Annotated in this window: 11 protein-coding genes; 10 read left to right on the plus strand and 1 reads right to left on the minus strand. The window is 66.1% G+C overall.

Annotated features, from left to right (window positions below; all coding sequences use genetic code 11):
- Positions 1-146 precede the first annotated feature (146 nt).
- The gene (locus tag WT26_RS03770; protein WP_069272219.1) at positions 147-1,046 is read right to left on the minus strand and encodes a LysR family transcriptional regulator; all 900 of its coding nucleotides are present in this window, start codon (positions 1,044-1,046) and stop codon (positions 147-149) included.
- A 181-nt stretch (positions 1,047-1,227) separates the two neighbouring features.
- Here WT26_RS03770 and WT26_RS03775 point away from each other — a divergent pair, with 181 nt between their 5' ends.
- From WT26_RS03775 to WT26_RS03820, 10 genes are all read left to right on the plus strand, one after another.
- On the plus strand, positions 1,228-2,913 hold the full coding sequence (locus WT26_RS03775; protein WP_069272220.1) for a GMC family oxidoreductase: 1,686 nt from the start codon (positions 1,228-1,230) through the stop codon (positions 2,911-2,913).
- A gap of 452 nt (positions 2,914-3,365) precedes the next feature.
- Positions 3,366-4,145 carry an ABC transporter ATP-binding protein gene (locus tag WT26_RS03780; RefSeq protein ID WP_021160426.1) on the plus strand — a complete coding sequence of 260 codons (780 nt, stop codon included), beginning with the start codon at positions 3,366-3,368 and terminating at the stop codon, positions 4,143-4,145.
- Positions 4,142-4,897, plus strand: a complete 756-nt coding sequence (locus WT26_RS03785; protein WP_059527924.1) for an ABC transporter ATP-binding protein — start codon at positions 4,142-4,144, stop codon at positions 4,895-4,897. Before WT26_RS03780 ends, WT26_RS03785 begins: the two co-directional genes overlap by 4 nt.
- A gap of 76 nt (positions 4,898-4,973) precedes the next feature.
- Entirely contained in the window at positions 4,974-6,173 is a 1,200-nt protein-coding gene (locus tag WT26_RS03790; RefSeq protein WP_059527928.1) for an ABC transporter substrate-binding protein, read from the plus strand.
- A gap of 94 nt (positions 6,174-6,267) precedes the next feature.
- Positions 6,268-7,152, plus strand: a complete 885-nt coding sequence (locus WT26_RS03795) for a branched-chain amino acid ABC transporter permease (RefSeq protein ID WP_059667726.1) — start codon at positions 6,268-6,270, stop codon at positions 7,150-7,152.
- Positions 7,152-8,126, plus strand: a complete 975-nt coding sequence (locus WT26_RS03800; protein ID WP_069273685.1) for a branched-chain amino acid ABC transporter permease — start codon at positions 7,152-7,154, stop codon at positions 8,124-8,126. The genes WT26_RS03795 and WT26_RS03800 overlap by 1 nt, the downstream gene beginning before the upstream one ends.
- A gap of 786 nt (positions 8,127-8,912) precedes the next feature.
- Positions 8,913-10,070 (plus strand): ABC transporter substrate-binding protein, encoded by a 1,158-nt coding sequence (locus tag WT26_RS03805; protein ID WP_069272221.1) that lies wholly within the window; start codon positions 8,913-8,915, stop codon positions 10,068-10,070.
- Positions 10,071-10,172: 102 nt separating this feature from the next.
- The gene (locus WT26_RS03810) at positions 10,173-11,228 is read left to right on the plus strand and encodes a branched-chain amino acid ABC transporter permease (RefSeq protein WP_027788718.1); all 1,056 of its coding nucleotides are present in this window, start codon (positions 10,173-10,175) and stop codon (positions 11,226-11,228) included.
- Positions 11,229-11,232: 4 nt separating this feature from the next.
- Entirely contained in the window at positions 11,233-13,017 is a 1,785-nt protein-coding gene (locus WT26_RS03815) for an ABC transporter permease subunit (RefSeq protein ID WP_069272222.1), read from the plus strand.
- The gene (locus WT26_RS03820) at positions 13,017-13,772 is read left to right on the plus strand and encodes an ABC transporter ATP-binding protein (RefSeq protein WP_069272223.1); all 756 of its coding nucleotides are present in this window, start codon (positions 13,017-13,019) and stop codon (positions 13,770-13,772) included. Before WT26_RS03815 ends, WT26_RS03820 begins: the two co-directional genes overlap by 1 nt.
- Positions 13,773-13,910 lie beyond the last annotated feature (138 nt).

Raw genomic sequence — 13,910 nt, forward strand, 5'->3', positions numbered from 1 at the left:
GATTTCCCGTTTTCGACAGACGAATTGACGATATTACAAATAACTTTCAATCGCATCAATTGGACCGGAACGAAAGTTGAAAGGCATGTCGACCGATCCGCGCCATCCTTTCGCCCATCAGCCCGGTCACGCATGATGAGCGCCGCTCATGTCGCCCACTGCGCTTCGATCAGCCGCAGCGCGGCCGCGATCGCCGGTTCGTCGCGCCGCTCGGCGAGCGTCACGAACGTCAGTTCGGTCGGCACCGTCACGCGTTCGACGATCGTCAGCGCATGCGCGTGCGCTTCGGCCAGCGCGGTCGAGTCGCGCGCGAGCGTCAAGCCGATGCCCGATTTGACGAGATCGAGCATCGACTGCTCCTGGTCGACCTCGGCAACCTTGAGCGGCTGCGCGCCGGCGTCGGCGAAGCGCCGCGACAGCAGCCGGTGGTGCGCGGATGCCGGCGGCGTCCAGATCCACGGCAGCGTGGCAAGCGAGCGCCAGTCGTGCGCGCGCTGCACGCGCTCCTTCCAGCCGGCCGGCGCGAGCACGCGGTACTCGAAATGCGTGAGCGTGACGGTGTGGAACAGTGCGCCGTCGAGCGGATCGTCCTCGCCCGGCCGGCCGATGTAGTAGCCGACGTCGAGCGCCTGCGTGCGCACCTGTTCGATGACCCAGCCCGACATCCCGTGCCGCAGCGCCGTCTCGATCTGCGGATGGGTTTCGACGAGCGCGCGCAGGAAGCCGCCGAGCCGCAGGAAGCCCGGATCGAGGATCGTGCCGATCCGCAGCCGGCCGCGCACCTCGTGCCGCAGCGCCGCAGCGGCGCGCTGCACGTCGGCGGCCGCGGCGAGCGCGCGTTCCGCATGCGGCAGCAGGGTCTGGCCGTCGCGCGTGAGCGCGAGCCCGCGCGACGTGCGCGTGAACAGCGTGACGCCGAGCGTTTCCTGCAGATGCTTGATCTGCAGGCTGACGGCCGGCTGCGTCAGGTGCAGCTGCGCGGCGGCGCGCGTCAGGTTGCCTTCGCGTGCGACCGTCGCGAACGCGCGGAGCAGGGTGAGATCCATCGTCGTGATATGAGCGCGGCTTATAACGCAGTTCAGCATAACTCATTGGATCGGCAGCCGGCGGCGGGGGTACGCTTCATCGGTCGTGGCGCGGCCGCCCGCGCAGGCTGCGACGCACTATGCTGAAAATGCGCGCGGCACCGCGCCGCGCGGCGCACAACAACGAAGAAGGGGACACGCCGTGAGTACTCCACGCACGCTCGAGGGCGAATTCGACTACGTGATCGTCGGCGCGGGCACCGCGGGCTGCGTGCTCGCGAACCGCCTGACCGAGGATCCCGACATCCGCGTGCTGCTGCTCGAAGCAGGCGGCAAGGACGACTATCACTGGATCCACATCCCGGTCGGCTACCTGTATTGCATCGGCAACCCGCGCACCGACTGGCTGTACAAGACGCAACCCGAAGCGGCGCTCAACGGCCGGGCGCTGTCGTATCCGCGCGGCCGCGTGCTCGGCGGCTGCTCGTCGATCAACGGGATGATCTACATGCGCGGCCAGCGCGAGGATTACGACAGCTGGGCGCAGGAAACCGGCGACGCCGGCTGGTCGTGGGACAGCGTACTGCCGATCTTCAAGCGCAGCGAGGATCACCATGCGGGCGCGAGCGACGCGCACGGCGCGGGCGGGTACTGGCGCGTCGAGAAGCAGCGGCTGCGCTGGGAGATCCTCGAATCGTTCGCGCAGGCCGCGCAGCAGACGGGCATCCCGGCAACCGACGACTTCAACCGCGGCGACAATTCCGGGGTCGGTTATTTCGAGGTGAACCAGAAGCGCGGCGTGCGCTGGAATACGTCGAAGGCGTTCCTGCGGCCCGCGATGGCGCGCCCGAACCTGACCGTGATCACCGGCGCGCACGCGCAGCGCGTGATGTTCGACGGGCGGCGCGCGGTCGGCGTCGCGTATCGCGGCGGCGGCACCGATTACGTTGCACGGGCGCGCTCGGAGGTGCTGCTGACGTCCGGTGCCGTGAATTCGCCGCAGTTGCTCGAACTGTCGGGCATCGGCGACGGCAGGCGGCTGCAGGTGCTCGGCATCGACGTCGTGCAGGATCTGCCCGGCGTCGGCGAAAACCTGCAGGATCACCTGCAATTGCGGATGGCGTTTCGCGTCGAAGGCGTGCGCACGCTCAACACGCTGTCCGCGCACTGGTGGGGCAAGCTGATGATCGGCGCCGAATATGCGTTGCTGCAGCGCGGGCCGATGTCGATGGCGCCGTCGCAGCTCGGCGCATTCGCGAAATCCGATCCCGACGATCCGGCACTCACGCGCCCCGATCTCGAATACCACGTGCAGCCGCTGTCGCTCGAACGCTTCGGCGAGCCGCTGCACGGCTTCAATGCATTTACGGCGTCCGTGTGCCATCTGCGGCCGACGTCGCGCGGCAGCGTGCACATCGCGAGCGCCGATCCGGGTGTCGCACCCGCGATCGCGCCGAACTATCTGTCGACCGACCACGATCGCCACGTCGCCGCGAACGCGTTGCGCCTCACGCGCCGGATCGCATCCGCGCCGGCGCTCGCGCGTTATCGTCCCGAGGAGATCCTGCCCGGCACGCAGTACCGGACCGAAGAGGAACTGATCGAAGCGGCGGGCGCCGTCGGCACGACGATCTTCCACCCGGTCGGCACCTGCCGGATGGGGCGGCCCGACGACGAGCGTGCGGTCGTCGACAGCCGGCTGCGCGTACGCGGCATCGCCGGGCTGCGGATCGTCGATGCGTCGGTGATGCCCTTCATTACATCGGGCAATACCAATTCGCCGACGCTGATGATCGCCGAGCGCGCGAGCGACATGATCCGCGCGGACCGGCGCGCATCGCGCGACGCGGCGCTGGTGGGGCGCGATGCGGCCGTATCTGCCGCGTGACCGCCAGCTAGTTCGCCGTGCATATCAAGCCGGCGCCCGCCGATTATTTCGGTTAGAAAAATATTCGCTGTTATGCCGCGCGTGAGCGTGACGGATTTTTGTTGCGCAATCGCGCGCAAATCGAATGCGACTTTCGGCGCAAGCCCGTGCGCAAGCGGCCGCGCAGCCGCGTGCGCACGCGTGGCGCAATCGGCATGCCGGCCAAAAATATTCCGTAAAACGCCGTTCCGATCCGTCCGATATGGCGGCCAGCCCTATAAGTGCAAATCCCGATGATTGCACTGCACCAACGGCGAGACAATGTGGCGCAGTGTGCATACGCGTCGGCGCGGGAGACCACCCACGAGACGTGACGCAAAGCTCGGGGGCAGCCTGCTCATCCGCTGACGTGTTTCGCGGCCGCTTCGCGCGAATCTTCCTGGTGCTTCGCCTGACTTCGTACGGAAGGGAACATGATTCTCGGCGACACGATTCTGGAAACACGCGGACTGACCAAGGAATTCAGGGGTTTCACGGCCGTCAACGGCGTGAACCTGCGTGTGCGTCGCGGTGCGATCCATGCGTTGATCGGACCGAACGGCGCGGGCAAGACGACCTGCTTCAACCTCCTCACCAAATTCCTGACCCCGACGGCCGGCCAGATCGTCTTCAACGGGATCGACATCACCGACGAGCGGCCCGCGCAGGTCGCGCGGCGCGGCATCATCCGTTCGTTCCAGATCTCAGCCGTCTTTCCGCACCTGACCGCACTGCAGAATGTGCGTATCGGCCTGCAGCGCGCGCTCGGCACCGAATTCCATTTCTGGCGCAGCGAACGCACGCTCAAGCGGCTCGACGACCGGGCGATGGATCTGCTCACGCAGGTCGGCCTCACCGATTTCGCGCAGGTGCCGACCGTCGAACTCGCCTACGGCCGCAAGCGCGCGCTGGAGATCGCGACCACGCTCGCGATGGAGCCCGAACTGATGCTGCTCGACGAGCCCACGCAAGGGATGGGCCACGAAGACGTCGATCGCGTGACCGCGCTGATCAAGAAGGTCGCGAGCGGCCGCACGATCCTGATGGTCGAGCACAACATGAACGTGATCGCGGGCATCTCCGACACGATCACCGTCCTGCAACGCGGCGAGGTGCTGGCCGAAGGCTCGTATGCGGAAGTGTCGAAGAATCCGCTCGTCATCGAAGCCTACATGGGCAGCGCCGACGCGGCGCTCGCGGGGGCGCACGCATGAAGCACAGCGAACGGGAGGAACGCGAATTGAGCGGCGTCGAAAGCGGTACGCCCGCGCTGGAGATCACGGGCCTGGAGGCCTGGTACGGGGAATCCCACATATTGCACGGTGTCGACCTGACGGTGCACCGCGGCGAGGTCGTCACGCTGCTCGGCCGCAACGGCGCGGGCCGCACGACGACGCTGCGCGCGATCATGGGCCTCACGGGCCGCCGCAGCGGGTCGATCAGGGTCGCGGGCAACGAGACGATCGGCCTCGCGACACATCGCATCGCGCATTTCGGCGTCGGTTACTGCCCGGAGGAGCGCGGGATCTTCTCGAGCCTGTCGTGCGAGGAGAACCTGATGCTGCCGCCGCCGATCGGCCCGCGCGATCACGCGATGTCGATCGACGAGATCTACACGATGTTCCCGAACCTCGCGTCGCGCCGGCAGAGCCAGGGCACGCGGCTGTCGGGCGGCGAGCAGCAGATGCTCGCGGTCGCGCGGATCCTGCGCACCGGCGCGAACCTGCTGCTGCTCGATGAAATTTCCGAAGGCCTCGCGCCGGTGATCGTGCAGTCGCTGGCGCGGATGATCGTCGCGCTGAAGGCGCGCGGCTACACGATCGTGATGGTCGAACAGAATTTCCGCTTTGCGGCGCCGCTCGCCGACCGGTTCTACGTGATGGAGCACGGCAGCATCGTCGAACATTTCCAGGCGGCCGAACTGGAAAGCAAGATGCCGACCCTGCACGACCTGCTCGGGGTGTGACGCCGCCCCGTCTCTCTCGCCGCTAGCCGTGGCGGCTTCGAACAACCACAACGCATCAGAACAACAGGAGACGTCAATGAAAATGAAGACCCTCGCACAGGCCTGTCTCGCGCTCGCGACCGCCGCGTTCACCGCCGGCGCCGCACACGCGGCGGATACCGTGAAGATCGGCTTCATCACCGACATGTCGGGGCTTTACGCGGATATCGACGGGCAGGGCGGCCTCGAGGCGATCCGCATGGCGGTCGCCGATTTCGGCGGCAAGGTGCTCGGCAAGCCGATCGAGGTCGTCTATGCCGATCACCAGAACAAGGCCGACATCGCCGCGTCGAAGGCGCGCGAATGGATGGACCGCGGCGGGCTCGACCTGCTGGTCGGCGGCACGAACTCCGCCACCGCGCTGTCGATGAACCAGGTCGCGGCCGAGAAGAAGAAGGTCTACATCAACATCGGCGCGGGCGCCGACACGCTGACGAACGAGCAGTGCACGCCGTACACGGTCCACTACGCATACGACACGATGGCGCTCGCGAAGGGCACCGGTTCGGCGGTGGTGAAGCAGGGCGGCAAGAGCTGGTTCTTCCTGACCGCCGACTACGCGTTCGGCAAGGCGCTCGAGAAGAACACGTCGGATGTCGTGAAGGCGAACGGAGGCCAGGTGCTCGGCGCGGTGCGTCACCCGCTGTCGGCATCGGATTTCTCGTCGTTCCTGCTGCAGGCGCAGGCGTCGAAGGCGCAGATCCTCGGCCTCGCGAACGCGGGCGGCGACACGATCAACTCGATCAAGGCCGCGAAGGAGTTCGGCATCACGAAGACGATGAAACTCGCCGCGCTGCTGATGTTCATCGACGACGTGCACAGCCTCGGCCTCGAGACGACGCAGGGCCTCGTGCTGACCGACAGCTGGTACTGGAACCGCGATGCGGCGTCGCGCCAGTGGGCGCAACGCTACTTCGGCAAGATGAAGAAGATGCCGTCGAGCCTGCAGGCGGCCGACTACTCGTCGGTGACGACCTACCTGAAGGCGGTCCAGGCTGCCGGCACGACCGATTCCGACAAGGTGATGGCCGAGCTGAAGAAGATCAAGGTCAACGACTTCTACGCGAAGGGCTACATCCGCGCGGACGGCAGCATGATCCACGACATGTACCTGATGGAAGTGAAGAAGCCTGCCGAATCGAAGGAGCCGTGGGACTACTACAAGGTGCTCGCGACGATTCCGGGCGAACAGGCGTTCGGGACCAAGCAGGAATCGCGCTGCGCGTTGTGGAAGTAAGCGCGCGGCGGCGGGCGGGGCAGGGCGCCCCGCCGCCTGCGCGCGCGGCGAACCGGTTGTGCGCGCAACGAAACTCATACTGACGGCTAAGTCGATGGAAATCTTTGGCATTCCGTTGCCGGCGATGCTGAGCCAGTTGCTGCTCGGGCTCGTCAACGGCTCGTTCTACGCGATCCTGAGCCTCGGGCTGGCGGTGATCTTCGGGCTGCTCAACGTGATCAACTTCGCGCACGGCGCGCTGTTCATGCTGGGCGCGATGCTCGCGTGGATGGGCCTGTCGTACCTCGGGCTGCCGTACTGGGCGATGCTCGTGATCGCGCCGCTGGTCGTCGGTGCGTTCGGGATCCTGATCGAACGCTCGATGCTGCGCTGGCTGTACAAGCTCGATCACCTGTACGGGCTGCTGCTCACGTTCGGGCTCACGCTGGTCGTCGAAGGCGTGTTCCGGTCGATCTACGGCTCGTCCGGCCAGCCGTACGACGTGCCGTCGCAGCTGTCCGGCGCCACCAACCTCGGCTTCATGTTCCTGCCGAACTACCGTGCGTGGGTGGTCGTCGCGTCGCTCGCGGTGTGTCTCGCCACCTGGTTCGTGATCGAGAAGACGCGCCTCGGCGCCTACCTGCGCGCAGGCACCGAGAACCCGAAGCTCGTCGAGGCATTCGGCGTGAACGTGCCGATGATGATCACGCTCACCTACGGCTTCGGCGTCGCGCTCGCGGCGTTCGCGGGCGTGCTGGCCGCGCCGGTGATCCAGGTGTCGCCGTTGATGGGCCAGCCGATGATCATCACCGTGTTTGCGGTGGTCGTGATCGGCGGGATGGGGTCGATCCTCGGCTCGATCGTCACGGGCCTGATGCTCGGCGTGATCGAGGGTTTCACGCGCGTGTTCTACCCCGAAGCATCGGCCACCGTCGTGTTCGTGATCATGGCGATCGTGCTGCTGTTCCGCCCGGCGGGCCTCTTCGGCAAGGAAAAATGATGCAGAGAAAAGTGCTCTACGGCGTGCTGCTCGCCGCACTGCTCGCGGCGCCGTTCATCGGCGCGTACCCGGTGTTCGTGATGAAGGTGCTCACGTTCGCGCTGTTCGCGGCCGCATTCAACCTGCTGATCGGCTATACGGGGCTGCTGTCTTTCGGCCATGCGATGTTCCTCGCGACCGCCGGCTATGCGACCGGTTATTCGATGCAGACGCTCGGCTTCACGCCGGAACTCGGGGTGCTCGTCGGCACCGTTGCCGCGACGTTGCTCGGGCTCGTCGTCGGGCTGTTCGCGATCCGCCGGCAGGGCATCTACTTCGCGATGATCACGCTCGCGTTCGCGCAGATGGTCTATTTCATCTATCTTCAGGCGCCGTTCACGCACGGCGAGGACGGGTTGCAGGGCGTGCCGCGTGGGCGCCTGTTCGGGCTGCTCGACCTGTCGAACGACGTCGCGCTGTACTACGTCGTGCTGGCGGTGGTCGTCGCCGCGTGCGCGTTCATCGTGCGGGTCGTGCATTCGCCGTTCGGCCAGGTACTCGTCGCGATCAAGGAGAACGAGGCGCGCGCGATCTCGCTCGGCTACGACACCGACCGTTTCAAGCTGCTCGCGTTCATCCTGTCGGCGGGCATCGCGGGGCTGGCCGGCTCGCTGAAGGTGCTCGTGCTCGGCTTCGAGACGCTGTCGGACGCGTACTGGACGATGTCGGGCCTCGTCGTGCTGATGACGCTCGTCGGCGGGATGGGCACGCTGTTCGGGCCGCTGCTCGGCGCGGCGCTGATCGTCGCGCTGGAAGACCGGCTCGGCGACATCGGCGAATGGCTCGCATCGGCGACGGGCGTCGCGTGGTTCCATTCGCTCGGCGAATCGGCGACGATCGTCACGGGGCTGATCTTCATCGTGTGCGTGCTCGCCTTCCGGCGCGGCATCGTCGGCGAGATGGTCGCGCGGTATAAACCGCTTAAAGCCTCGTGACGCGTTGATGCGAAGCACCATCGGGCACCGGTTCCGGACCGCGCCCAGGCGCGCTCCGGCAGGCGCTGGGCGGCAGTCTGGTGCCCCATTTTCGTGCGGCGATGCACCATAGGGGTAAATGCTAAGTTGCCGCAGTGTGAAAGGTCCTTTAATCTTCGTCTCAGTTCTGATGCACCGCGAAACGAATTTGCAGGTGGAGAACGAGGAGACAATCGAGGCACAAAGTGCCCGGACCCTAAGGCGCTGTTGGACGGAATCCAACAGCGCTTTTTCATTTTCGCGTACAACTTTCTTTCCGCCGATCGCGCAGCAGCCGGCTTCGCATGCTGCCCATGCTGTCATTTCATGCGTTCGGCGCGGCTGTCTTTCTCTCCGTTTCCCCACAATGGATTGCTGCATGCGCTTCGGGCTTACCCGGTTAGCGCACGCAGGACGCGTCCGTTACACTCAGCTTTCGCCGACCGTGCGGTCGGGAAAACGGTCGGCAGTTCTCCTACAAGCAGAATCCAGAAAGCGGAGTGCGGGTTGATGAGAAGCGCAGCGCGCATGAGCGTCCGGTGCACACGCCGTGCATCGCGCCGGCATCACAGTGGACAGAGTCCGTTCCGCGATCGATTTCCACCTGGTTATCCCGGTTATTCCCTGCGACGAGCCTGCCCGGCGGCGTCACGGGAAAACGAGTGTAGGCGGGGCAAGGCGAGATAGTTAAATTATTAACTTGTTTGGAGACCGGGAGCCGCCCGAGCGACCCGTGGCTTTTTCGAGCAGCGTTTGGAGACGACATAGATGAAGATGAATCGATGGATGGAAGTTCTGCTTGCCGCGGGCCTCGTGTGCGCGGCCGCCACGGCGTCGGCGCAGGTGAAGATCGGCGTGACGCTGTCGGCCACCGGGCCGGCCGCGTCGCTCGGGATTCCGGAAAAGAACACGATCGCGCTGCTGCCGAAGGAAATCGCGGGCAAGAGCGTGCAGTACATCGTGCTCGACGACGCTTCCGACACGAGCCGCGCGGTGCAGAACGTGCGCAAGCTGATCGACGAGGATCATGTCGACGCGATCATCGGTTCGTCGGTCACGCCGAACTCGCTGGCGATGCTCGATCCCGTGTCGCAGGGCAAGACGCCGACGATCTCGCTCGCGGCGAGCGCGCAGATCATCTCGCCGATGGATGCGAAGCGCGCGTGGATGTTCAAGGTGCCGCAGAACGACCAGCTGATGGCCGACGCGATCGCCGGCTACATGGCGAAGCACGGCGTGAAGACGGTCGGTTTCATCGGCTTCGCCGATGCGTACGGCGACAGCTGGTACAACACGTTCAACGCGGCGGCCGCGAAGAACGGCCTGAAGGTCGTGTCGAACGAGCGCTTCAACCGGACGGATGCGTCGGTGATGGGGCAGGTGCTGAAGCTGATGGGCTCGAATCCCGATGCGATGCTGATCGCCGGCTCGGGCACGCCGGCGGCGCTGCCGGCGAAGACGCTGAAGGAGCGCGGCTACAAGGGCAAGGTGTACCAGACGCACGGCGTCGCGAACAACGACTTCCTGCGTGTGTGCGGCAAGGACTGCGAAGGCGAGATCCTGCCGGCCGGCCCGGTGCTCGTGACCGACCAGCTGCCCGATTCGAATCCGGTGAAGAAGCCGGCGCTCGGCTACAAGGCCGCGTACGAGAAGGCCTACGGCGCGGGTTCGCTGGCGACGTTCGGCGGCCATGCGTGGGATGCGGGGCTGCTGCTGCAGCGTGCGATCCCGGAAGCGCTGAAGAAGGGCCAGCCGGGCACCGAGGCGTTCCGCGAAGCGCTGCGCGCGTCGCTCGAAAACGTGAAGGACCTGCCCGTGTCGCACGGCGTGATCAACATGACGCCGACCGATCACAACGGCTTCGATACGCGTGCGCGCGTGATGGTGCAGATCGTCGACGGCAAGTGGAAGCTGCAGGCCGACTGAGTTCCACGTGAATGACGACGGCGCGTGCGGGCGGCAGGACGCCGCGCGCGCCGTCGGCCGGCGCTCGCCGTTCTCCCGCAGCATTCTCGATACACGAAACGTATGGATCTCTCGATTGCAGCGATCCTCGCGCAAGACGGCATCACGACCGGCGCCATATATGCATTGCTGTCGCTGGCGCTCGTGCTGGTGTTTTCCGTCACGCGGGTGATCTTCATTCCCCAGGGCGAATTCGTCGCCTACGGTGCGCTGACGCTTGCCGCGTTGCAGGCGCAGAAATTTCCCGCCACCTGCTGGCTGTTGTTCGTGATGGGCATCGCGTGCTTCCTGCTCGAAGTCGGCGGCCTGATCCGGCATCGCGAACGTCGCCATCAGCTCGGCCGCACGCTCGCGACACTCGGCAGCCGCTACGTCCTGCTGCCGCTCGCGGTGTTCGCGATCACGCGCAGCTTTGCCGCGCAGCCGCTGCCGATGCTCGCGCAGATCGCGCTGACGCTCGCGATCGTCGTGCCGATGGGGCCGTTCGTCTACCGGCTCGTGTACCAGCCGATTGCAGAAGGCACGACGCTGCTGCTGCTGATCGTGTCGGTCGCCGTCCACTTTGCGATGGTCGGCCTCGGGCTCGTGATGTTCGGCGCGGAAGGCTCGCGTACCAACGGGTTCTCGGATGCGTCGCTCGCGATCGGCAGCATGACCGTGTCGGTGCAGAGCATCCTGGTCGTCGTGACGGCACTCGTGCTGATCGGCGCGCTCTATGTGTACTTCGGCCGCACGATCGCGGGCAAGGCGCTGCGCGCGACGTCGGTGAACCGGCTCGGCGCGCGGCTCGTCGGCATCGGCACGACCGAGGCGGGGCGGCTCGCGTTCACGTTCGCGGCGGGGCTCGGCGTGCTGTCCGGGATACTCGTCGGCCCGCTGACGACGATCTACTACGACTCGGGCTTCCTGATCGGCCTGAAGGGTTTCGTCGGCGCGATCATCGGCGGGCTCGTCAGCTATCCGCTCGCGGCTGCCGGCTCGCTGCTCGTCGGCGTGCTCGAATCGTATTCGTCGTTCTGGGCGAGCGCATACAAGGAGGTGATCGTGTTCACGCTGATCATTCCGGTGCTGCTGTGGCGGAGCTTCGCGACGCCGCACGCGGAAGAGGAAGAGGAGTGATGCGATGAAGACGATGGTACGCAACAAGACCTTCTGGGCGTTTCTCGTGGTGCTGTTCGCGCTGCCGGTGCTGCCCGGCGCGCTGCAGGTGCCCGAATACTGGATCACGCTGCTGAACTACATCGGCCTCTACGCGATCGTCGCGATCGGGCTCGTGCTGCTGACGGGCGTCGGCGGGATGACGAGCTTCGGGCAGGCCGCGTTCGTCGGCATCGGCGCCTATGCGACCGCGTTCCTGACGACGCGCTACGGTGTGTCGCCGTGGCTCGCGCTGATCGTCGGCGTCGTGCTGACGGCGCTCGTCGCGCTCGTGCTCGGCGCAGTCACGATGCGGCTGTCCGGCCACTTCCTGCCGCTCGGCACGATCGCGTGGGGCCTCGCGCTGTTCTACCTGTTCGGCAACCTCGAACTGCTCGGCAAGTACGACGGGATCAACGGGATTCCGGCGCTGAACCTGTTCGGCATCGAGCTCGGCAGCGGCCGCAGCCTGTATTTCCTGATCTGGGCCGTCGTGCTGGCCGCGATCGTGTCGGTGCAGAACCTGCTGAACAGCCGCCCGGGCCGGGCGATCCGCGCGCTGCGCGGCGGCGGCGTGATGGCCGAGGCGATGGGCGTGAACACCGCGTGGATGCGCGTCGTGATCTTCGTCTATGCGGCCGTGCTCGCGGCCGTATCGGGCTTCCTGTACGCGCACCTGCAGCGCGCGGTGAACCCGACGCCGTTCGGGCTGAACCACGGGATCGAGTTCCTGTTCATGGCCGTGGTCGGCGGCGTGTCGCACGTGTGGGGAGCGGTGCTCGGCGCCGCGATCCTGACCGTGTTGCAGGACTACCTGCAGACGCTGCTGCCGAAGCTGCTCGGGTCGGAAGGCAACTTCGAGATCATCGTGTTCGGCGTGCTGATGGTGCTGCTGCTGCAGTACGCGCGCCAGGGCGTGTGGCCGTTCGTCGCGAAGCTGTTCCCGCGCGGGCCGTGCGCGCATGTGCCCGAGCACGCGGATCCGTTGCCGCAACGCGCGAAGCCGACGGCCGGCGAGCCGCTGCTCGTCGTCGACAACGCGCGCAAGCAGTTCGGCGGCCTCGTGGCCGTCAACGACGTCAGCTTCGACGTGAAAGCGGGGCAGATCATCGGGCTGATCGGCCCGAACGGCGCCGGCAAGTCGACCACGTTCAACCTCGTGACGGGTGTGCTGAAGCCGACGGGCGGCACGATCACGTTCCGTGGCGAGCGCATCGACGGGCTCACATCGCGCCAGATCGTCCGCCGCGGCATCGGCCGGACGTTCCAGCACGTGAAGCTGTTGCCGGCGATGACGGTGCTCGAGAACGTCGCGATCGGGGCGCACCTGCGTGGCCATACGGGCGTGTGGCGCAGCGTCGCGCGGCTCAATGCACATGAGGAAGCGCAGTTGCTGGCCGAGGCCGCACGCCAGATCCGCCGCGTCGGGCTGGAAAAGCACCTGTACGACGAAGCGGGCAGCCTCGCGCTGGGGCAGCAGCGGATTCTCGAAATCGCGCGGGCGCTGTGCTGCGATCCGACGCTGTTGCTGCTCGACGAGCCGGCTGCCGGGCTGCGTTACCAGGAGAAGCAGCAACTCGCCGACCTGCTGCGGCGGCTGAAGGCGGAAGGCATGAGCGTGTTGCTCGTGGAACACGACATGGATTTCGTGATGAATCTCACCGATCGGTTGGTGGTGATGGAGTTCGGCACGCGGATCGCGGAAGGGCTGCCGCAGGACGTGCAGCAGGATCCGGCGGTGCTGGAAGCGTATCTGGGCGGGGTGGAGTGATGACGGACACGGCGATGCCGATTCTCGAAGTGCGCGGGCTGGCGGTCCGGTACGGGGAGGTGGCGGCACTGCATGGCGCGGCGATCAAGGTGGGCGCGGGGCAGATCGTCAGCGTGATCGGACCGAACGGCGCCGGTAAATCGACGCTGCTGAACGCGATCATGGGCGCGCTGCCGGTGACCGGCCACGCGTCGGGCGCGGTCGTCTATCGTGGCACCGACATCGGCGCGCTGCCGGTCGAGCAGCGCGTCGCACGCGGGATGTGCCTCGTACCGGAAAAGCGTGAGCTGTTCGGCACGATGACGGTCGAAGACAACCTCGTATTGGGTGCGTATCGGCGCAAGCAGGCCGGTGAAGCGAACTTCCTCGACCAGCTCGATCACGTGTTCGCACTGTTTCCGCGGCTGAAGGAGCGCCGCAAGCAGGCGGCCGGCACGCTGTCCGGCGGCGAGCGGCAGATGCTTGCGGTTGGCCGCGCGCTGATGGGCAAGCCCGACCTGCTGATGCTCGACGAGCCGAGCCTCGGGCTGGCGCCGCTGATCGTGAAGGAGATCTTTCATATCATCAGCGCGTTGCGCGGTACGGGCGTGGCGACGCTGCTGATCGAGCAGAACGCACGGGCTGCACTGCAGATTTCCGATTACGGCTATGTGCTCGAGACAGGCGAGTTTGCGCTGGAAGGGCCGGCGGCCGAACTCGCGCAGAATCCGCGCGTGATCGAAACGTACCTCGGGTTGGCGAAGAAAACGGCCTGATCGAAGGTGGGATGGCGGGAAACGGGCGGCGTGTTTCACGTGAAACACGCCGTTTTTGTTTGAGTCGGGACGCAAGACTCGACGGCCACAGCGTTGGGATAAGTGCCACGCAAACGGCCCGAAATTCTGTGCCTGCGG

This window comes from Burkholderia cepacia (genome assembly GCF_001718835.1).
Taxonomy (GTDB): domain Bacteria; phylum Pseudomonadota; class Gammaproteobacteria; order Burkholderiales; family Burkholderiaceae; genus Burkholderia; species Burkholderia cepacia_F.